The 19,866-nt window shown below is 62.9% G+C and carries 19 protein-coding genes; 9 read left to right on the top strand and 10 right to left on the bottom strand.

The annotated features are described in order from the left end of the window. Positions 1-23 precede the first annotated feature (23 nt). The 6 genes from FJ930_RS26450 to FJ930_RS26425 all read left to right on the top strand — a co-directional run bounded on the left by FJ930_RS26450 (position 24) and on the right by FJ930_RS26425 (position 7,410). Positions 24-3,458 (top strand): Ig-like domain-containing protein, encoded by a 3,435-nt coding sequence (locus tag FJ930_RS26450; RefSeq protein ID WP_210245381.1) that lies wholly within the window; start codon positions 24-26, stop codon positions 3,456-3,458. 69 nt (positions 3,459-3,527) lie between these two features. Further along, entirely contained in the window at positions 3,528-3,899 is a 372-nt protein-coding gene (locus tag FJ930_RS26445; protein WP_141840733.1) for a hypothetical protein, read from the top strand. A 300-nt stretch (positions 3,900-4,199) separates the two neighbouring features. After that, positions 4,200-5,399 carry an ABC transporter substrate-binding protein gene (locus FJ930_RS26440; RefSeq protein WP_141840732.1) on the top strand — a complete coding sequence of 400 codons (1,200 nt, stop codon included), beginning with the start codon at positions 4,200-4,202 and terminating at the stop codon, positions 5,397-5,399. A 105-nt stretch (positions 5,400-5,504) separates the two neighbouring features. Continuing rightward, positions 5,505-6,104, top strand: a complete 600-nt coding sequence (locus FJ930_RS26435) for a thermonuclease family protein (protein WP_246677033.1) — start codon at positions 5,505-5,507, stop codon at positions 6,102-6,104. Between the two features lie 150 nt (positions 6,105-6,254). Further along, entirely contained in the window at positions 6,255-7,007 is a 753-nt protein-coding gene (locus FJ930_RS26430) for a GGDEF domain-containing protein (RefSeq protein ID WP_140745080.1), read from the top strand. 148 nt (positions 7,008-7,155) lie between these two features. Then, complete coding sequence (locus FJ930_RS26425; protein WP_141840730.1) at positions 7,156-7,410, top strand: exopolysaccharide production repressor protein; 255 nt, start codon at positions 7,156-7,158, stop codon at positions 7,408-7,410. Between the two features lie 79 nt (positions 7,411-7,489). Here the strand turns inward: FJ930_RS26425 and FJ930_RS30165 are convergent, their stop codons facing one another. Both FJ930_RS30165 and recQ read right to left on the bottom strand, forming a co-directional pair. Beyond that, positions 7,490-7,636: a hypothetical protein gene (locus tag FJ930_RS30165; protein WP_181763472.1), complete on the bottom strand. Its 147-nt coding sequence runs from the start codon at positions 7,634-7,636 to the stop codon at positions 7,490-7,492. Positions 7,637-7,654: 18 nt separating this feature from the next. Next, the gene (recQ, locus tag FJ930_RS26420; RefSeq protein ID WP_141840729.1) at positions 7,655-9,487 is read right to left on the bottom strand and encodes a DNA helicase RecQ; all 1,833 of its coding nucleotides are present in this window, start codon (positions 9,485-9,487) and stop codon (positions 7,655-7,657) included. 349 nt (positions 9,488-9,836) lie between these two features. Here recQ and FJ930_RS26415 point away from each other — a divergent pair, with 349 nt between their 5' ends. The 3 genes from FJ930_RS26415 (at position 9,837) to FJ930_RS26405 (ending at position 12,397) form a co-directional block, all read left to right on the top strand. After that, positions 9,837-11,258 (top strand): coniferyl aldehyde dehydrogenase, encoded by a 1,422-nt coding sequence (locus tag FJ930_RS26415; RefSeq protein ID WP_141840728.1) that lies wholly within the window; start codon positions 9,837-9,839, stop codon positions 11,256-11,258. A 123-nt stretch (positions 11,259-11,381) separates the two neighbouring features. Then, positions 11,382-11,912 (top strand): hypothetical protein, encoded by a 531-nt coding sequence (locus tag FJ930_RS26410; RefSeq protein WP_141840727.1) that lies wholly within the window; start codon positions 11,382-11,384, stop codon positions 11,910-11,912. A gap of 35 nt (positions 11,913-11,947) precedes the next feature. Continuing rightward, entirely contained in the window at positions 11,948-12,397 is a 450-nt protein-coding gene (locus FJ930_RS26405) for a glycosyltransferase family 9 protein (RefSeq protein WP_246677032.1), read from the top strand. 183 nt (positions 12,398-12,580) lie between these two features. Here FJ930_RS26405 and FJ930_RS26400 read toward each other — a convergent pair whose 3' ends face one another. The 8 genes from FJ930_RS26400 to uxaC form a co-directional block, all read right to left on the bottom strand. Next, positions 12,581-12,919 carry a cupin domain-containing protein gene (locus FJ930_RS26400; protein WP_141840725.1) on the bottom strand — a complete coding sequence of 113 codons (339 nt, stop codon included), beginning with the start codon at positions 12,917-12,919 and terminating at the stop codon, positions 12,581-12,583. A 10-nt stretch (positions 12,920-12,929) separates the two neighbouring features. After that, positions 12,930-13,694 (bottom strand): 2-dehydro-3-deoxy-D-gluconate 5-dehydrogenase KduD, encoded by a 765-nt coding sequence (gene kduD, locus FJ930_RS26395; RefSeq protein WP_181763471.1) that lies wholly within the window; start codon positions 13,692-13,694, stop codon positions 12,930-12,932. Next, a complete protein-coding gene (kduI, locus tag FJ930_RS26390; protein WP_141840723.1) occupies positions 13,694-14,545 on the bottom strand; it encodes a 5-dehydro-4-deoxy-D-glucuronate isomerase in 852 nt (283 codons plus the stop codon). The genes kduD and kduI overlap by 1 nt, the downstream gene beginning before the upstream one ends. Before the next feature lie 22 nt (positions 14,546-14,567). After that, entirely contained in the window at positions 14,568-15,341 is a 774-nt protein-coding gene (locus FJ930_RS26385) for a FadR/GntR family transcriptional regulator (protein ID WP_141840722.1), read from the bottom strand. A 114-nt stretch (positions 15,342-15,455) separates the two neighbouring features. Next, complete coding sequence (locus tag FJ930_RS26380) at positions 15,456-16,736, bottom strand: TRAP transporter large permease (RefSeq protein WP_141840721.1); 1,281 nt, start codon at positions 16,734-16,736, stop codon at positions 15,456-15,458. Between the two features lie 3 nt (positions 16,737-16,739). Beyond that, entirely contained in the window at positions 16,740-17,324 is a 585-nt protein-coding gene (locus FJ930_RS26375; RefSeq protein WP_181763470.1) for a TRAP transporter small permease, read from the bottom strand. 2 nt (positions 17,325-17,326) lie between these two features. Next, the gene (locus FJ930_RS26370) at positions 17,327-18,304 is read right to left on the bottom strand and encodes a TRAP transporter substrate-binding protein (protein WP_141840720.1); all 978 of its coding nucleotides are present in this window, start codon (positions 18,302-18,304) and stop codon (positions 17,327-17,329) included. 32 nt (positions 18,305-18,336) lie between these two features. After that, positions 18,337-19,749 carry a glucuronate isomerase gene (gene uxaC / locus FJ930_RS26365; RefSeq protein ID WP_181763469.1) on the bottom strand — a complete coding sequence of 471 codons (1,413 nt, stop codon included), beginning with the start codon at positions 19,747-19,749 and terminating at the stop codon, positions 18,337-18,339. Between the last annotated feature and the right edge of the window lie 117 nt (positions 19,750-19,866).

Genomic DNA, 19,866 nt, shown 5'->3' with positions numbered 1-19,866 from the left:
CGCATGACGACTTCGCGGTCTCGGTGACGGACGCCGACGGCGACCACAACGACAAGACGCTGACCATCAACATCGTCAACGACGTTCCGACGGCCCATGCCGACAGTTGGGCACCGGTAATCACCGCGCCTACGGTGCTGACCGGCCTCCTGGGTAATGACGTCTTCGGCGCCGACGGGGTCGCGACAACCACCCCCGGGATGGTAACAACCACCAACGGCGCGCACGGCACCGTCACTTACAACAACGACGGAACATTCACCTATACGCCGACAGGCATCTATGTCGGATCGGACTCGTTCACCTACACTATCAAGGACGGTGACGGCGACACCTCGACCGCCACTGTGACGGTGAACGTGCAGACCAATACGGTTCCGGGGGGCGGCGGCACTGCATCTCTGACGTTGAACGAAGCAGCTCTCGACACCACCCAAGACGCCACCGACCTCCACGCGGGCGCGGTGACTGGGACCAATCCCACCAGCCCTGGCGAATCGGCACAAGCGACCAGCGGGATTACCTTCACCACGACGGGTGAGGCGATCACCGTAGCCTTTGCCAATCCAACAGGTGATCCGAACTGGGTAGCGCCGGCGGTCTCCGGTCTGGCAGCCGGATATTCGATCAGCTGGGCACTCAGCGGCGGCCAGCTTGTCGGCACGCTGATGCAAGGTGTCACCAACCTCGGACCTGCAATCTACCTGGCGCTGTCGAACACGAGCGCCAGCGCCAACAGCTCATTGACTCCCGTGGTCACCGCCACACTGACCGACCAGCTCCAGCATACCGCCGGCTCTGGCAACATCACCATCAATGGTCTTCAGGTGGTGGCAACCGACACCAGCGGCGACCATGTTTCCGGCGCGGTCAACCTGACTGTGCTGGACGACGCGCCGCTGCCTTTCGTCGGCGACAGCATCAGTCTGCCGGACACATTGCACACCGCGCTGACCGAACACCTGAACTTTGCACCGGGCGCGGGAGCAGACGGTGTCGGAAATGTCGTGTTCAACGTGACGACAGGTGCCGCCGTTCAAGACGCCAGCGGTGCGAACGTCTACCTCAACGGGGAGCAGCTGTTCTATCAAGTCTCCGCGGATGGTCACACGGTCGAGGGAAGATCGTCAGTGGCAAATGGCAACGATCTCGGATTCACCGCCACGCTCAATCCGGCAACCGACACTTGGTCCTTTGTCTTGAATGGTACGATCTTCAACGGATCTCAATTCACGACGGCAGGCGCCACAGCCACGGGCGGCAACAACCAGGTGAATGCCTTCACAGCTCTCACCAGCCCGGATACACCGAACGACTTGTTGGTCACGGCAAACGGCTCCAACAACGTCAATACCAGCACCGGAAACTTCGGGGTCGGTAGCGGCCAGAGCATTACAAGCGGGGAGACAATCCGTTTCGACTTCGTGACGAACGCATCGACCACAGGAACCATCGCCGGAACCAACTATACCACTCACTACGAGGTATCGAGTTTCACCCAGGGGATCACCAAAGCAAATGGCACGGTGGATATCACGATCAGGGCCGTAAATGCTGACGACGACAAGACTTTTGTCGGCGACGGCCCGGGGGAAACCACGGCTACCGGAATTACCGTGACCTTTGTGAACGGTTCTGGCGGCGCCGCGCCCACACTGACGAACAATGGCGACGGCACCTTCACGCTTCATGGATTGGACCAAGGCGACACCTTCACCGTCACGGCCAGTTCGGACCCGTTTAGCGCGGTCGAGATCTCGGGGGCGTCGTCAGGAACCTTCAAGCTTGGTGCGGCCAGCTTCGCTACCGCCAACGCGGTTGACCCGTTTGACATCAATATCCCGGTGACGGGAACGGATGGCGACAGCGATACGGCGGCTGGCAGCGTAACCGCACATCTTTACCCAACCGCCACAACGCTCGAAGGCACCAACGGCGTCGACAATCTCGTAGCGACCGCGGTGAAGACCATTTTGCTTGGCCAGGATGGCGACGATCATCTGACCGGCATCAATGGGCACGATACGATCCTATCCGGAGGACAGGGTAACGATACACTGACGGGCCTCGATGGAAAGGATACCCTAATCGGCGGAGCGGGTGCGGACACGATGACAGGAGGAGCCGGCAACGACACCTTCGTGATCGGCGCTGGGGAGTCGACGCCCGTCATCGGCGGATCGGGCAACGCCGGCACGATCTCCGGATATGACATCATCACCGATTTCGTCGCCGGCACCGACAAGTTGACCCTGCCCGGCAGTCTGGTGGCCGCCACCTCCGGCAACGTCAATGGCGGAGACTCCACGTTGACGATCGGTGGTGACACGGTTCAGTCCCATTCGGTCACGAACGGCATCGCCAGCTTCTTTGGCACCGACAGCTTTACCGCGCCATTGGCGGTCACGTCCGCCGCAAGTCTAGCGGCGGTTGTCCAGTATCTTAATGCTACAGACATCGGCAACGCCGGGGCGACGCTCGCATTCACGGCAACGATCTCAGGGGTAAACCATACCTACGTCTATACTCAGGCAACCACGAATGCCGGCGTGGGAGCACTGGTCGATCTCCAGGGCGTCACCATATCTAACCTGAACACCCTCATCGGAGGCTCCGTCGACCCCATCATTCTCGACCTGAACCACAATGGCTTTGCCTTCTCCGATGTCAGCCACGGTGTTCAGTTCGACATGAACGGCGATGGCACCAAGGAACAGCTCGCCTGGAACACATCCCATGACGGCATGCTGGCTGTCGACCTCAACCATGACGGCAAGATCAACGATGGCACCGAACTGTTCACGCCGAATTTCGGCGGTGGCAACTTCGCCAGCGGCGTGGCCGCTTTAGCATCGCTCGACAGCAACCACGATGGCGTGATCGACCACAACGACGCGGCGTTCAGCAGCCTGCTGATCTGGAAGGATGCCAATGCCAACGGCATCAGCGACGCCGGGGAATTGTCGCACCTCGCCGACAACGGTGTTGTCTCCATCAGCACAGCAGCGCACCCGGCTGTCGGCGAAATCGACGGGCAGACCGTGACCGGCAACGGCACTTTCCAGATGGCCGATGGCACGAGCGGCAACTATGTCGAGGTGGAACTCGATACTTCGCTGGTTGCCCCGACGCAGCCGTCGGTGGCTATCGACGGCACCTCGGGCGCAGACACGTTCAAGATCGACAATCTGAACATCAAGGATCTGATCTCGGACTATCATGGCGCCGAGGGGGACAAGATCGACTTGAGCGCGCTGTTCGATAGGGCACCGGCTGGCAACATCGCCGACTATGTGCATTACAACAGCGCGACCAGCACGGTAAGCGTCGACACCAGCGGCTCGGGCAGTCCGGCCAACTTCGTGGATGTTGCCGTTCTGCAGAACGCGCCGCCCGTCGGCACGATCAATATCCTCTACGACGATACGAACCACGCACAGCATACGGCCACGATTTAGTGCTTATGAGCGGCCGGACTCCCTGCTATACATTGGCTAAAGCATGAATTGGTTGGAGAGGGGACTTACATGAAGACTGTTGCAAAGCTGCTGGTTTCGGCCGCGGCCCTGTTGTTGACGGCTGGATCGGCGGGCTACGCCGCCGATATCATCGGCGGCTCGACGGCCGACTATTGCCGTGTCGCCGGCAACTCGGACCTGGTGCGGACCGACAACATCGTCGATCTGAAGAACCAGGTGGTGAAGCTGATGGACGAGTCGGTCGCCGTCGCCAACAGCCCGGAATGGATCAACTCGTCCAGGCCGGTTTTCGTCTGGGCGTCGGAAGCCAAGGTCGCCTGCGGCATGGCTTACGGCTACCTGAAGACGAATTATCGCGACGAGGATACACTCGACAAATGCGAGTGTTTTCACGAGCGCATGGTCGAGTACATGAACTGACCAGGCAGGCGGGAACGTCGGGCCGATGATTGACGGTCCCATGTCACTGCGATCACGGGAACGATCGCATTGGTCGGTCCCTTGCCGTGTGTCACGCCGGCCGGTTCGAGAGAGCGGGCCCGCGAACAAGCCTCCACTTTCATTCGCCATTGCCAGCGTGCGCCAGGACGAGGGCTGGAAGCAGAAGAACGCGACCCTTCGCCAGCCGAGAACGGCGCAAATCCGCCGTAACATATTTTGAAGATGAGACCGGGAAGGGCAAGGTCGCACAATCTGGCGGCATGTTGGGTGGGAGCAAGCATGGGATTTGGCCGACAGGTACACCGTCTTCGGACGTTGGCGGCGGCCTCGATGCTGGCGGGATCCTTGCTGGGTTGTCAGTCGAAAGGCAGCGTATCCGACGCGCTCGATCCGGCCGCCATCCAGGCTGGCAATCAACCGGCCGTTGTCGCTGTCGCCAACGCAAGCCAGGCGACGCAGTCTCTCGGCACGGGCCCCACGAAGGTTGCCATGCTACTGCCCCTCTCCGCGCCGGGAACGGCGGGGGAAAGTGGCAGGAAGATGCTCGATGCAGCAAAACTCGCGATGACCGATCTTGGCAATCCGCTGCTTACGCTGACCGTCGAGGACACGCGAGGCGACGTGAGTTATTCCCAGCAATTGGCGATCAAGGCCATAACGTCGGGGGCGAAAGTTGTCATCGGTCCGGCCGAACTGCCCGCGGCACAACATGTCGCTCAACTGTCGGGGTCGAACCGGCCGCCGGTTCTGGCTCTTGCCGACAATTTCGCCGGCGGCCCGGGCGTCTACGCCGTGTGCCTCACTGAAGCAGACAGCGCCGCGGCGGGTGCCGGCGCCATCGCGGCCAAGGGCGGCAAGAAATTCGTCCTGCTTGTCCCGGCAGGGTCGAATGCCGGCATAGTCGAGAAGCGGGTTGCCAACAGTCTCAGCATATACGGAGCCACACTTGCGGTCACCATACCCTATTCGGCCGCCGACAACGGCACCAAGGCGGTCGCCGATATGGGTTCGCTTGTGGAGATGCCCGATGCCGTCATCGTTGCCAGCGGTGACGGCAGCCCGTCGCCGATCCTCATCGCCCTGAAAGCAAAAGGCGTTCCGGGAAAGACGACCTCCGTGGTCGGGACAAATCGCTGGCTGGATCGCCCCATCGATCCGCTTTTCGAAGGCGCCTATATCGCAACGCTCGATCCACGCGAGACGGGTCCCATTGCGGATCGTTTCAAGACGACCTTCAAATACGAGCCTGATGTCAATGTCGCTTATGCTTATGATACGGTCGCCCTGACAGCCGGGATCGCAAGCGCACTTGGACCTGCCAGTTTCAGCAGAAAAGCCTTCGAGAATCCGAGCGGGTTTCGCGGGTCGACCGGTTTGTTCCGGTTTCGCGCCGACGGATCCAGCGAACGGTCGATGCCTTTCTACCGAATTGAAAAAGGCGCGCTCAAACTGGTTGCCAAATCGACGTCGGGTTTCTGACTGGACGTAGACTCGATGGGGAAAGCACAACGCGTCCGCATCATGATCGCGATCGGAAGCCTTGAGCTCTTGATCGGAATTTTGTTGATTGTCCGGGCAGCGCACATGTTCCGGGTCGATCCGCCAATTGTCGCCTCCGCCCGCGACATCGGGCACAAGAACCTTCGGGGCCCGGTTCGCTTCCTTTCCGGTTCGGCACGCAAGATCGCTCAGGACCTCATCGCGCCGCCGCAGATCGACCCGACGGACATCGAGCGAGCGGAGCCACGTTCGCCGCTCGGCGAACTCGGCCTTGCGTCCCCCCCGAAAACGCCGATGCCACAGGATTGGCGGGAGATGCTGCTGTACGGCCCACAGGCCACATCGTCGGCCGGCTTCGAATCCATGGGCCGAAAAGTGACGATCAGCGGCGTGCAGGGCGTCGAGATCGACAGAACGTGCCTGTTTGGCGACATCTCCTGGCCTTGCGGGCAAAGGGCACGCGCTGCTTTCAACAGCTGGCTCCGCGGACGGGCGTTGAAATGTTTCGTGCCACCGGAAATTGACCGTTTCCCGATCGCCGCGCCATGCCGGCTGGGAAAGCAGGATGTCGGCGCCTGGCTCGTATCCAATGGCTGGGCCCTGGCTTTGCCGAATGGCATCTATGCCAAGGCCGAGGCGACAGCCAGGGCCGCGGCAATGGGAATCTTCGGCCCGCCTGCGTAAGCGCGTCAGGCATTCGTCAGCTCCGGGATTGACCTCCCAGCGCCGATCCCTGGCGAGACGATCCCTCCCGATCCATCAAATTGTATTGTTCCTTGAGACCGAAATCGTAACTTGCCGGCTGTATGGTGCCGATCAAACAGGAGATTGGCCGTGACAAGAACATCGACCGAGGCCCCGGCCAAAGCATGGAAGGACATTGTGTACTTGGCCATCCTGGGAACTACCGGCAGCTTACTCGTTTCCCTCGCCTTGAACTACCTGCTTTTGTTCAGCGATGCCTTGACCCCGTTCGGTCGTGGCGTGATCACCGCAACGGTCCTGCCTCTGGTGATTTGCCTGCCGCTGTTTGTGTTCATAGGTCTGAAGTTGGCCGATATCCGCCATTATCGACGGGAACTCAACAAGGCGGCGAGCTATGACGGGTTGACCGGCTGCCTGAACGGGACCGTTTTCGCGTCACTCATCGAACGCAGAGCGGTCAAGCCCTCGGCGCCGGGCTCGCGATCGGGCGCCTTCCTAGTGATTCACCCCGAGCATCTGCGCGCCATCAACCTACGCTTCGGCCTTGGTTGGGGCGATGAAGCCCTGCGCCTCATAGCCTCGGCCATCCGATCCTCCGTTCGCTCGGAGGATGTGATTGGCCGCATCGGCGCTTCGATGTTCGGGGTGTTTCTGCCCGGAGCAAGCGAAGCCGACGCCAGAAAGATTGGCGAGCGTATTCGTGCCGGCGTCTCGCAAGTCTATTTCGCACCGCAAGGAGGCGAAGAAGTCCTGGCCGTGAAACTCGGAGGTGTGGTGTTCGAGCAGGAACTGGAGTTCGAGGACATGTTCCGGTCCGCGGCAGAGCGCTTGTCGGGGCCTCGATCGGACGGCGGTTTTGACTTGTCGCATCGTCACGCATAGCCGCGGCTGGCCAACCGCGAAGCCGGCCAGTCTCTTCACCCGGTACTTGCGTAATTGCTAAAATAATGAAAAACCTTCAAACCGGGATGTGGCGTTCCAGTTAGGGAGACGTTCGAGACTGGTGACAGTCAGGAACGTTCTGGCAAAAATGTATTTTCCGCAGTTTCTGGTGGGTATGTTCGGCACGCTGGGCTTCGTGGCTGTCTGGATCTTTGCGGCAACGGGTTCCTTATGGCATGCGCTTGGCTGGACCGCGGTCGCCGCGATAGTTTTGCAGATTGGGTATTTCGTCGCCGTGCTGATGCTGGTCGTTGGGCGCGCACCCCAGAAAATGGACTCCAAGGATTTCGCCGACAGTGATGCCGACTTGCCTGCGCCCTTTGAACATGACGGCGTCGCGTAAAAAGCAAAGAGATAGGGCGGTTCTGCATTTCCGCGAAATGATGGAACGCTCTAACAGGCAGGGCAAAAGCCGGCCAAACCTATCGGTCCCCTCTCCTTGTCGAAGACAGGATGACGGTCGGCTTGATCGCGTGCAGCGCGACGCCGCCGGCAAGCGCCAGCGAACGCACGCCATTGGCGCGGTGAGGCAGATCGCCCCAACCGGCACCTGGCCGTTGGACATCCACGGATAGCGCCGGATCGCCTCAGGCCGATCCGCCCGCCTGGTGCGCGGCGATCGCGGCGAGAAAAAGCTGGCCGAACTCCTTGAGCTTCGCCCCGCCCACGCCATTCACCTCGGCGAAGGCGTCGAGATCGCGCGGGCGGCGTTCGGCCATGTCGATCAGCGTGCGATCGGAGAACACGACATAGGCCGGCACCTGACGCTCCTTGGCGAGACGCAGCCGCAGCGATTTGAGCGTGGCGAGCAGCGATGCATCCACGCCTTCGGTGTTCGCGGCGCCCTCGGCCGCTCGCATCTTGCGCAGGGCGCGGCCGCGCATCTCGACGCGGTAGTGGAACGGCACCTCGCCCCGGCCGAGCGCGTGGCCTTTGTCGGCAATGGCAAGGCCGCCATGGCCGCTCGGGTCCGGCTCCAGGAAGCCTCCGGCGACAAGCTGCCGGATCAACGATATCAAGAAATCCTTCTTGTGCGCCACGCCGCTGCCGAAGCTCGCCAGCCGCTCATGGCCCCTGGCCAGGACCTTCTCGGTCTCGTGGCCGAGCAGGATGTCGATGACATGGGTGGCGCCGAAGCGCTCGCCACTCTGCGCCACCGCCGCCAGGATGATACGTGCCTCGGCGGCGCCGTCCGCGCGCGGCACCTGGTCGAGGCAGTTGTCGCAATTGCCGCAAGGCTGCGCCTCCTCGCCGAAATAGCCGAGCAACACCTGGCGGCGGCACTGCGCCGTCTCGCAATAGCCGATCAGCGTATCGAGCCGGCGATGAGCCCGCCGCTTGTGCTCGGTGGACGCGTCCTCGTCGTCGATGAACAGCCGGCGCATGCGGATGTCGCCAAGGCCGTAAAGCATATGCGCCTCGGCCTTGCGCCCATCACGGCCGGCGCGCCCGATCTCCTGGTAATAAGCCTCCAGGCTGCCTGGCATATCGGTATGGAAGACATAGGCGACGTCGGGCTTGTCGATGCCCATGCCGAAGGCGATGGTCGCCACCATGACGACGCCGGAGAGCGTCATGAAGGCGTTTTGATTGGCCTCACGCGCCTCCTTGCTCATCCCGGCATGGTAGGCGAGCGCGGTGACGCCGTTCTTCTCGAGGAAGGCCGCCATCTCCTCGGTCTTCTTGCGCGACAGGCAGTAGACGATGCCGCTCTTGCCGGCGTGGCGCTCGATGAAACGCAGCAATTGCCGCTTGCTGTCCTGCTTGGATTCGATCGCCAGCTTGATGTTTGGCCGGTCGAAACCCAGCACCAGGGTTTCGACCCGCTCGGCGAACAGCCGTGCTTCGATGTCGGTGCGCGTGCTCTCGTCCGCCGTTGCCGTCACCGCGATGATAGGCACGTTGGGGAAGATGCCGCGCAGCCGCGACAAATCCTCATATTCGGGCCGGAACGCCGGCCCCCATTGCGAGATGCAATGCGCCTCGTCGATGGCGATCAGGCTGACGTCGAGCCGCGAAAGCGCCTCGAGCATGCGCTCGGTCATCAGCCGTTCCGGCGCCAGATAAAGCAGCCGCGTCTGGCCCGACGCGACACGGCGCCACGCCGCGACATTGGCCTCGCGGTCGAGCGAGGAATTGATCGTGTCGGCGCCGACGCCGGCAAGGCGTAAGGCGGCGACCTGATCCTGCATCAGCGCCACCAGCGGCGAGACGACGATGCTGAGCCCGCCCAGGACCAGCGCCGGAACCTGGTAGCAGAGCGACTTGCCGGCGCCTGTCGGCATCACGGCCAGCACATGGCGCCCGCTAAGCAGCGCCTCCATGACGTCGGCCTGGCCGGGGCGAAAATCGTCGAAGCCGAACACGTCCTTGAGGACGCGCCGCTTGGCATCCGGCCTGTCCGCCGTCGATCCGTGCATGGAGAGATGGTTCCTCGTTGGCCGAACCATGGTCCTAAAGCGAAGCGCGCGGGAATGCCACCGCGAACTCGTCCGTAAAGTCCGAGCTAGCAACTCATCCGTAGGGCCCGTGTCAGACTGCAGATTCCCGCATAGGATGTATAGGTTGGGGCCCACGCTTTAGAGAATCGGAGGCCGTTTCGGTGGACAGATCGGTTCTGGCTGGCAGCCACACCGCCCAACTTCGAAAAGCATGCGGACCCGGCACGGGCTGGCCGAAGCCCTGGTGCCTTCCCTTGCGGGAGCCGCGGGCCGGCTGGATTCCTGCAGGGACCGGGATGTAAGCTCAGCCCTACGACAGGAGGACGCGATGCTGCAGGTCAGACAGGACACGCTCCGCGACCGGTTCGAACGGCAGCGTGCGGCCTTCCAGGCACAACCCTTTCCGGATCTTGGCGTACGAAGGGACCGGCTGCAACGCCTGCTGGCGCTCACCGAAAAGCACGAGGCGGACATCTGTGCGGCCATCGATGCCGACTTCGGCGGCCGCTCGGCGCATGAGACCCGCCTCGCGGAACTGTTTGTCGTGCGCGCCGGCATCCGCCACACGCTTTCCCATCTGAGAGGCTGGATGCGAGAGCGCCGTATCGCCACCACCTTGCCGTTCCTGCCCGGCCGAAATCGCCTGCTGCCGCAGCCGCTCGGCGTCGTCGGCGTCGTCTCGCCCTGGAACTACCCCTTTCAGCTCGCCGCCGCGCCGGTGATCGCAGCCCTGGCCGCCGGCAACCGTGTGCTGGTCAAGCCATCAGAACTGACACCTGCATTCTCCGCGCTGCTGGAAAAACTGGCCGGCGAGCACTTTGCCCCCGACGAGTTGAGCGTCATCACCGGCGACGCCGAAATGGGCAAGGCCTTCGTATCGATGCCCTTCGATCATCTCCTGTTCACCGGCTCGACCGCCGTCGGCCGCCAGGTCGCGATCGCCGCTGCCGCCAACCTGACCCCGGTCACGCTCGAACTCGGCGGCAAGTCGCCGGCGATCTTCGATGCCTCATGCGATCTCGATGCGGCTACATCCAGCGTCGCTTATGGCAAGCTGCTCAATGCCGGGCAGACCTGCATCGCGCCGGATTATCTGCTGGTGCCCAGGGGACAGTCGGCCACGGTCGCCGTGAAGCTCGCCACGGCGGTGGCGCGGCTCTACCCCACCTTGCGCGACAACCCCGACTACACCGCCATCATCAGCGACCGGCATTACCAGCGCCTGCGCGCCATGATCACGGAAGCCCGCGACGCCGGCGCCGATGTCGTCGAAATCAATCCGGCCGGCGAAGAGCTCGGTACTGCCGACCGGAAGCTGCCGCCGACCTTGGTCAGGAATGCCGGTCCGGACCTGCGGCTGATGCGCGAAGAGATTTTCGGCCCGGTGCTGCCGATCGTCGAGTATGCCGCGGTCGACGATGCGATCGATCATGTGAACCGGGCCGACCGGCCGCTGGCGCTCTACTGGTTCGGCCACGACAGCCGCAACCGCCAACGCATCCTGCATGAGACCCTCGCCGGCGGCGTCACGATCAACGACTGCATGCTGCATCTGGTGCAGGAGAACCAGCCTTTCGGCGGTGTCGGCGCCAGCGGCATGGGCGCCTATCACGGCGAATGGGGGTTTCGCACCTTCAGCAAGGAAAAGCCGGTCTTCCTGCAGTCCAGACTGAGTGCGGGAGGACTTCTACGCCCGCCCTACGGCAAGACGTTCGAGCGGCTTTTCAGTCTGCTCACGCATATCACCTGAACAACGTCGGCGTTTTGGTGCCGCAATGACCAGCGCATCGGCGACGATATCGGTTGATACCGCTCCCTATTGTTGCGTTTGAAGCATTATTCCCGACCTCATAGCTAACGGATCCGCCTGGCCATGGATTTGCCCGCGCCGCTGCTTATCTTCTACGGCCGCAACGATGCCCTCGACGACGGGTTGCTGAGGATACCGGCCTTGCGGGCGGCAAGAACGGCCTTCCCACGAAGCCATATCGTCTATGGCAGCCGGGGCAAGTCCTCGCTTACGGGCATGTTGCACAAGCACGCGGCTCCCCTCGTCGATGACTTCAGGACGATTGTGCCGCTTTCCGCCATTCTGGCTGAGTTCGCCCGGCCCGGCGGACGAACGACGGTCGTCGACTTCCGGGCGGGCGTGCCCGGGCTGATAGTGACCGGATTGCAGCTTCTCAGCCGCGGCGTCCGCTACGAGCCCAATTTTGCCGGCCATCTCCTGTCGCTGCGGTGGGGCACAAGATGGACCTTGCGACCCGAACACAATGCCTGGCGCTACCACCGGCTGATCGAGCGCCTCGCCGGCCGGCACTTGCCATTCGACCATCGGCTTGATGCCCCGCAGGCCGCCGGACCCAGGCGCGCCGGCTTCGCGGAACCGGCGACCGGCCGCTGATCCTGCTTGGCGGCAATGCCAGGGGCAACAAGTTCATGAGCGAGGCCCAGGTCGCTGCCATAGCCGGCAATCTCATCGATGCCGGCTATCAGGTCCTGTATCTGGTAACCCCGGGCGACGGACCGACGCCGCAGGCCCTTCTCGCCAGGGAGAGCCGTCTTTCGGTGATCGGTCCGGAACTCGGGCTCGGAGTCGAGGCGTTCGGCGACCTCCTGTTGGCGCTTGGCGAGATGGCTGCCGCCTATGTCGGTATGGAAGGCGGGCTGGGGCACCTGTTCGCCACGGTCATGACGCCGACGGTGATCGTCAACAACGGAGCCAATCTCGAGCGGTGGCGGCCGCTGTCGAACCGGGTCGAGGTGGTGACGGCGCCGAGGCGCGGCAGAACAGCCAAAGTCGCCGACACGCCGGTCGAGGCCATTCTCGAGGCCACGCACCGCTTGCTCGCCGCCGGTCGCCGTGACCACGCGGATTTAGTCTATTAAGTTAAGCTTATATTCACCATGATCCGGCAGGTTTCCAATCCTGCGGTGATGTTTTGAGTACCGCGGCGCCACAAGCGCCCAGGCAACGCCCGCGCCTCTTCGGAGGCGCGGGTTTTGATTTGCGCGAGGGATCAACGCAAGCGTGCATCCTCCACCCGGCTCACGGCAAACTGGCGGCGTCCATCAGGTCAGAAAATCAGCCCGGCGCGGCGTGAAACTGTCGACCAGCCGCCCCGCTTCCAGCGCCTTGACGCCATGCACCAGACCGGACGGCACGATGAAGCTTCCGCCGGCCCCAAGGATCTCGGTCCGGCCATCGATGGTCACCTCGAAACGGCCCTCGGCAACGTAGCTTGCCTGGACATGCGGATGCGAGTGCAATGCGCCGATACCGCCCCTGTCGAAGCCGAACTCGACCATCATCAATTCGTCCGTATGCAGCAAAACGCGCCGCCTGTTGCCGTCAGGCGTCGGCGTCCAGGCACCCTCGCCGGCCTGCGCGAACATCTTCGGTTTCGCCATCGTCACCTCCTCACCGCGCCAGCCAGCCGCCATCCACCGGCACCACCGCGCCATGCATGTAATTGGATGCCGACGCCAGCAGGAACACCGCTGCATCGCCGATGTCTCCCGGTTCGCCCCATCGGCCCGCCGGAATGCGCGCCAGGATGGCAGCGCTTCTGTCGGGGTCGGCACGCAGCGCCTCGGTATTATTGGTTTCGATATAACCCGGCGCGATGCCGTTGACGTTGATGCCTTTCGCCGCCCATTCGCAGGCGAGCAGCCGGGTGATGCCAAGCACGCCATGCTTGGAGGCGGTGTAGGACGCGACGCGGATGCCGCCCTGAAAGCTCAATACCGAGGCGATGTTGACGATCTTGCCCTTGCGCCCATCGGCCAGGACGCGCCTGGCGAAGGCTTGGCAGAGCAGGAAGACCGTCTTCAGGTTGACGTCGAGCACCTCGTCCCAATCGGCCTCGCTCAGATCGACGGCATCGGCGCGCCGGATGATCCCGGCATTGTTGACCAGCCCGTCGAGTGGTCCGCTTTTTTCCCAGACCCGGTCCAGCATCGGTCCGGCCGCTGCCGTGTCGGCAAGGTCGGCGGTTACAGCTTCGAACTGCCCGCCCTTCTGGGCGGCGATCCTTGCCGCCGTCTCGTCCATCGATGAGCGGCCGACGCCGACGACCGCGCCGCCGGCGCGCGCGATCGACACCGCTATGCCCTGGCCGATGCCGGTGTTGGCGCCGGTAACGAGGATGCGTTTGCCGGCCAGGCTGAAAGCGGGGAGGTCGATCACCGCAGTTCTTCCATCGCTACCGGATCGACATCGGTGTAATCGACATTGTCTCCGGCCATTGCCCAGATGAAGGCGTAGTTCGACGTACCGGCGCCCGAATGGATCGACCAGCCGGGGGATAGCACAGCCTCCTCGTTGCGCATCACGATATGGCGCGTCTCATCCGGTTCGCCCAGGAAATGGAAGACCCGCGTCGTGTCCGCGAGATCGAAATAGAGATAGGCCTCCATGCGCCGGTCATGCACATGACACGGCATGGTGTTCCAGACAGAGCCGGGCGCGAGCTGCGTCATGCCGACGACGAGCTGGCAGGTTTTCGCGCCATCGGCGTGGATGAACTGGAAGATCGAGCGCTCGTTGCAGCCATCCTTGCTGCCGAGATCGACGCGCCTGGCGTCGCCGATGCGGATCAGCCGATTGGGATGAGCCTGATGCGCCGGCGCGCTCAACAGGTAGAACTTAGCCGGCTCATTGTCGCTCGTGGACGCGAACGATACGTCGCTGGTCCCCATGCCGAGATAGAGCATGTCGCGCGCCTGGAGCGTGAAGGACTGGCCACCGGCTTCGATCGTGCCGGACCCGCCGATGTTGACGGCGATCATCTCGCGCCGATCGAGAAAACCCTTCGTCCCCGTCGGCTTGATCGCTTCCAGCCGAAGCGGCTTGCTGGCCGGCACGGCGCCGCCGACGATCATCCGGTCGTAGTGGGTATAGGTCAGGCTGATCCGGCCGGGCTGGAACAAGTCCTCGATGTGGAAATTGTGGCGCAGTTCGTCGGTGCCCATGGCCGCCGCGGCGACCGGGTCGATGGCGAAGCGCGATGTGTAGTCGGTATGGTTCTGGCTCATCTCTGTCCTGACTTCCGATGGATCACTCGCCGGCGGCCGCCTTGACCGAATTGGCATAGAAGACCTGCCTTGCGTGCAGGCGTTCGCGGTAGCGCTGTTGGCTGGCCGTGAGGTGCGCGCGCATCGCCTCGCGCGCGGCTTCTGCATCGCCGGACGTGATGGCGTCGAGGATCACCAGATGCTCCCCCTGCAGCCCGCGCTGGTAGCTGTCGGATTGCACCAGTTCCGTCGACCAGGGCGAGGTCACGTCGCACGGTATGGCGCGCCGGCCGAGCACGTCGAGCATTTCGACATAGAACGGATTGTTGGTGGCGCTGGCGATGGCGCGGTGGAAGGCGAGATCGGCCGGCCCGGTCGGTTCGCTGTTGAGCAGCAGCCGTTCGAACTCGAAGAAGGCTTCCTGGATCGCCGCTTCCTGCGCGGCATTGCGGCGGATGGCGGCGAGCCCGGCCGATTCGATCTCGATCGCCAGGCGTACCTCCAGCACGTTGAGCGCGATGGAGTCCTTGGTGCCCATGTCGGCGGCCAGTGCGCCGAACATCGTCGAAATGTGCTCGGTGACGAAGACGCCCGCGCCTTGGCGAGGCTCGACCAGGCCGTCGGCGGCAAGCTTGGCCAAGGCCTCACGGATGACGGTGCGGCTGACGCCGAAGGTTTCGGTCAACTGGCCTTCGGTCGGCAGTTTGTGGCCGGGCAGGATCTCGCCCGCCTGCAACTGCTTGCGGATCGCCGCGACGACGGTCTCCGAGAGTTTGGGTTTTCTCTCGACCCGGAGGTCGGCAATTGTTTCGGACACGTGGTGAACCTCCTAAAGCAATTCCAGGAAAAGTGCGTAGCCGTCATCCGTCCGGAATTGCGTAAAAACAAAGAGTTGAAACTGGCCAGCGATTCTACCGATCGCTGGCCAGCTCTAGTGAAACAGACTCGGCAGCCACAATGAGATTTCCGGTATGTAGGTGACAAGCATCAGCACGGCGAAGGCCGCGCCATAGAATGGCCAGATCGAGCGCATCGCCGTCCAGATCGGGATGCGGCCGATGGCGCAGCTGACGAAGAGCACGGCGCCCACCGGCGGCGTGCACAGGCCGATGCCGAGATTGAGGATCAGGATGACCCCGAAATGCACGGGATCGACGCCATAGGCCATGACCACGGGCAGGAAGATCGGCGTGGTGATGATGATCAGCGGCGACATGTCCATGAATGTGCCGAGGATGAGCAGAACGATGTTGATCAACAGCAGGATGACCAGCTTGTTGTCGGATACCGACTGCAAGAAGGCGACAAGCGCGGCGGGAACCCTGAGATAGGCGAGCAGCCAGCCAAAGGCGGCGGCGCAGCCGATGATCATCAGCACCATCGCCGTCGTGCGCACCGCCGCCGTGGTCGCGGCGACGAAGTCGCCCCAGCTCATCGAACGGTAGATGACAAGCGTCACCAGGAAGGCGTAGACGATGGCGATGCACGAGCTTTCCGTCGCCGTGAACATGCCCGACCTGACGCCGCCGAAAATGATGCCGATCAGCACGAGGCCGGGAATGGCGGCGACAAGCAGTTGCATCGCGCGACCGAAGCCGGCGAAGGGCTCGGTGGGATAGCCGCGCCGGCTGGCGACCCAATAGGCCGTGATCATCAGCGAAAGCGCCAGGAGCAGGCCCGGTATGACGCCCGCCGTGAACAGGTCGGCGATCGAGATGCGGCCGCCGGCCGAGATCGAATAGATGATCATGTTGTGCGACGGCGGGATCAGCAAGGCGATGATGGCGCCGACCGAGGTGATGTTGACGGCATAGTCGACGCCGTAGCCGCGCGCCTTCATCTGCGGGATCATCAGCCCGCCGACCGCCGAGGCGTCCGCCACCGCCGAACCGGAAATGCCGCCGAACATGGTCGACGCGGCGATGTTGACCTGGCCCAGGCCGCCGCGCAGATGGCCGACCAGCGATCCGGCCAGCGCCACCAGGCGCGCCGCGATGCCGCCGCGCACCATCAGATCGCCGGCGAAGATGAAGAAGGGAATGGCCATCAGCGAGAACACGCTGACCCCGGAATTGAGCCGCTGGAACACCACCACCGGCGGCAGGCCCAGCGTCAGGATCGTCGCGAAGCTGGCAACGCCGAGGCAGAAAGCGATCGGCGTGCCGATGACGAGCAGAAACACGAAGGTTCCGAACAGGACGATCAGCGCCATGGTTCAGGGCTCCTCGCCGGTCGCATAAATATCGGCATCGACTGGCAGTCCGGCAAAACGCCCGGCCAGGCGCTCCAGCGAGAACAGGCAGACCAGCGCACCGCCCAGAATGACCGGCAGGAAGCTGACCCCGCCCGGCAGGGCGAGCGAGGGCATCACGGTGTTCCAGGTCAGCTTTGCCAGTTGTATGCCGTAGATGATCATCCCGCCGCCGAAGGCCAGCACGACAAGGTCGGAAATACTGCGCAGCACCGCCTTCGCCGAGGCGGGCAGGACATAGAGCAGCACATCGAAACCAAGATGCGTGCGTTCGCGCACACCGACGGCGGCACCAAGGAAGATGAACCATCCCATCAAAAGCACCGAGAAGGATTCGGTCCAGCTTGGCGACCGGTTGAGCACGTAGCGCGAGAACACCTGCCAGAAGATGACAATCGTCATCAGCGTCAATCCCGCTCCGCTGACCCATAGGGCCAGCCGGGCAAGCCCGGAAAGAAAGCGCTCCGCCCGCAGCCAGAACCCTGTCAGACCCGACCGGCCGGAGGGCAGCGCGGGGGTCTCCGCGCTGCCTGGCGTGCTGCCCGTCATCGTCATTTCTCGGCCTGTATCCGCGCGGCCAGGTCTTTCAGCTCGGGCGTCGACAAATACTTGTCGTAGACGGGCTTCATGGCATCGATCAGCGGCTGCTTGTCGATGTCGCTAACCTTCACGCCGGCGGCCTCGACGATGCCGCGCGACTTCTTCTCCTGCGCGTCCCAGAGTTCGCGCATCTTGACGACACTGTCCTTGGCTGCTTGTCGCACGATCGCCTGGTCCTCCGGCGAAAGCTTGCCCCAGCTTGCCTTGGACATCACCAGCACCTCCGGAACGATCTGGTGTTCATCCATCGTATAGTGCTTGGCGACTTCATAATGCTTGGCGGATTCGAAGCTCGGCCAATTGTTCTCGGCACCGTCGATAACGCCTGTCTGCAGCGCCGAATACACCTCGCCATAGGCCATTGGCGTGGCATTGGCGCCGAGCGCATTGACCATGTCGACGAACACGTCCGACTGGATGACGCGGAACTTCATGCCTTTCATGTCGGCCATCGAGGTGATGTCCTTCTTGGTGTTGTAGAAGGAACGCGCGCCCGAATCGTAGAAGGCCAGGCCGATGAGGTCATGCGCCTCGAAGGCCTTCAGGATCTGATCGCCGATTGGCCCGTCCATGACATGGCGCATATGCTCGACCGAGCGGAACATGTAGGGCAGCGACGGAACCGCGGTTTCCGGGACGATGCCGTTGAATGGACCCATCGAAACGCGGTCGAGGTCGATGACGCCGGCCTGGGTCTGTTCGATCGTGTCCTTTTCCTCGCCGAGCTGCGCGGAATGATAGACCTCGATCGAATAGCGGCCGTTGCTGCGCTGCTTGATCAGGTCACCCATGTATTTCACCGCCTCGACCGTCGGATAGCCGTCCGGATGGGTATCCGACGATCGCAGTACGGTTTCAGCGTTGGCAATGCCGATCAACAGCGAGCCGAAGGCGAATGTGGCCGCCGTCACTTTCGATAAAAACAACATGACTTCCTCCCTTTGAAATCAAAACCCCCGGCTCACAGCCGGTACGCCTTCTTGGCAAGCGTGTAGGCAAGCTCCCTGGCCAGTTCATGCGCCTCGTCCTCGCGCAGCCGGTGCTCGGCGACGAGGCGCGCGAGGAACGCACAGTCGACCCGCCGGGCCACGTCATGACGGGCCGGGATCGACGGAAAGGCACGGGTGTCGTCGTTGAAACCGACTGTGTTGTAGAAGCCCGCTGTTTCCGTCGTCATCTCGCGGAAGCGGCGCATGCCTTCCGGACTGTCATGGAACCACCAGGCCGGCCCGAGCTTCAGCGCCGGATAGACGCCGGCAAGCGGCGCCAGTTCGCGCGCGTAGCTGCTTTCGTCCAGCGTGAAGACGATGACGGTCAGGTCGCGCTCCAGCCCGACGCAATCGAGCAGCGGCTTCAGCGCCGTCACATAGTCGGTGCGCGTCGGGATATCGAAGCCCTTGTCGCGGCCGAACTTCTGGAAGATGCCGGGCGAATGGTTGCGCCAGGAGCCGGGGTGGATCTGCAGCACCAGCCCGTCGTCCCGGCTCATCTTGGCCATCTCGGTCAGCATCTGGGCGCGGAACAGTTTTCGCTCGCGTTCGTCCTCCGAGCCGCCGCGGATGCGGTTGAACAGCTCTTGCGCCGCCGCATCGGAAAGATTGGCGGTCTCCGCGGTCGGATGGCCGTGATCGGACGAGGTTGCGCCAAACTCCTTGAAGAAGGCGCGGCGCTGGCGATGCGCGTCGAGATAGCCGGCCCAGGTGCCGGTGTCGCGGCCGGTGATTTCGCCGAGCCGGTCGAGATTGGCCGAGAACCCCTCGAAATCGGGATCGACAACCGCGTCCGGCCGATAGGCGGTGACGACGCGGCCCTCCCAGCCGCTGTCGCGGATCATCTGGTGCCATTTGAGATCGTCGAGCGCGCCTTCTGTCGTCGCGATGACCTCGATGTTGAAGCGCTCGAACAGGGCGCGAGGACGGTAGTTCTCCCACTGCAGCACCGTCGCGATCGTGTCGTAATGGCGATCGGCGGTTGCCGCGCTCAGTGGCTCTTCGATGCCGAACAGATCCGCAAGCACATGGTCGAACCAAAGCCGGGTCGGCGTGCCACGGAAGAGATAATAATGTTCGGCGAACAGCCGCCAGATCGCCCTGCCGTCGGTCTCGACGGGCGCCCCATCGAGGGTCGGCACGCCGAGAGCCTCCAGCCGTACGCCCTGGCTGAACAGCATGCGGAAGATGTAATGGTCGGGCACGATGAGCAATTGCGCCGGATCCGGGAATGGCTCGTTGAGCGCATACCACCGCGGATCGGTGTGCCCGTGCGGGCTGACGATCGGCAGGTCCTTGATCCCGGCATAAAGCCCCCGGGCGATCGAACGCGGATGGGCCTCGGCGGGAAACAGCAAATCCGCATTGGTCAGTGCCACGGTCATCCTCCCGAAGCCGCTATCGGTAGGATTGGAAGGAAATAATGTCAACGTACAAAAAATTAGATTGTTGTATGATGACTTGTCCCATTGTGTGGCAGGAGATCGGATGTTACGCCTTTT

It is taken from the genome of Mesorhizobium sp. B2-4-15 (genome assembly GCF_006658505.1).
Classification (GTDB): domain Bacteria; phylum Pseudomonadota; class Alphaproteobacteria; order Rhizobiales; family Rhizobiaceae; genus Mesorhizobium.
The sequence above is the reverse complement of the archived record's forward strand: the minus strand, read 5'-3'. Positions and strand labels throughout refer to the sequence as shown.

Coding starts and splice junctions, on each gene's coding strand:
- FJ930_RS26370 (WP_141840720.1), bottom strand. CDS start 18,304: ATGTTGTTTTTATCGAAAGTGACGGCGGCCACATTCGCCTTCGGCTCG.
- kduI (WP_141840723.1), bottom strand. CDS start 14,545: ATGAGCCAGAACCATACCGACTACACATCGCGCTTCGCCATCGACCCG.
- FJ930_RS26435 (WP_246677033.1), top strand. CDS start 5,505: ATGTTCCGGGTCGATCCGCCAATTGTCGCCTCCGCCCGCGACATCGGG.
- FJ930_RS26425 (WP_141840730.1), top strand. CDS start 7,156: ATGTATTTTCCGCAGTTTCTGGTGGGTATGTTCGGCACGCTGGGCTTC.
- FJ930_RS26440 (WP_141840732.1), top strand. CDS start 4,200: ATGGGATTTGGCCGACAGGTACACCGTCTTCGGACGTTGGCGGCGGCC.
- FJ930_RS26375 (WP_181763470.1), bottom strand. CDS start 17,324: ATGACGGGCAGCACGCCAGGCAGCGCGGAGACCCCCGCGCTGCCCTCC.
- FJ930_RS26410 (WP_141840727.1), top strand. CDS start 11,382: ATGGATTTGCCCGCGCCGCTGCTTATCTTCTACGGCCGCAACGATGCC.
- uxaC (WP_181763469.1), bottom strand. CDS start 19,749: ATGACCGTGGCACTGACCAATGCGGATTTGCTGTTTCCCGCCGAGGCC.
- FJ930_RS26445 (WP_141840733.1), top strand. CDS start 3,528: ATGAAGACTGTTGCAAAGCTGCTGGTTTCGGCCGCGGCCCTGTTGTTG.
- recQ (WP_141840729.1), bottom strand. CDS start 9,487: ATGCACGGATCGACGGCGGACAGGCCGGATGCCAAGCGGCGCGTCCTC.
- FJ930_RS26400 (WP_141840725.1), bottom strand. CDS start 12,919: ATGGCGAAACCGAAGATGTTCGCGCAGGCCGGCGAGGGTGCCTGGACG.
- FJ930_RS26405 (WP_246677032.1), top strand. CDS start 11,948: ATGAGCGAGGCCCAGGTCGCTGCCATAGCCGGCAATCTCATCGATGCC.
- FJ930_RS26415 (WP_141840728.1), top strand. CDS start 9,837: ATGCTGCAGGTCAGACAGGACACGCTCCGCGACCGGTTCGAACGGCAG.
- FJ930_RS26380 (WP_141840721.1), bottom strand. CDS start 16,736: ATGGCGCTGATCGTCCTGTTCGGAACCTTCGTGTTTCTGCTCGTCATC.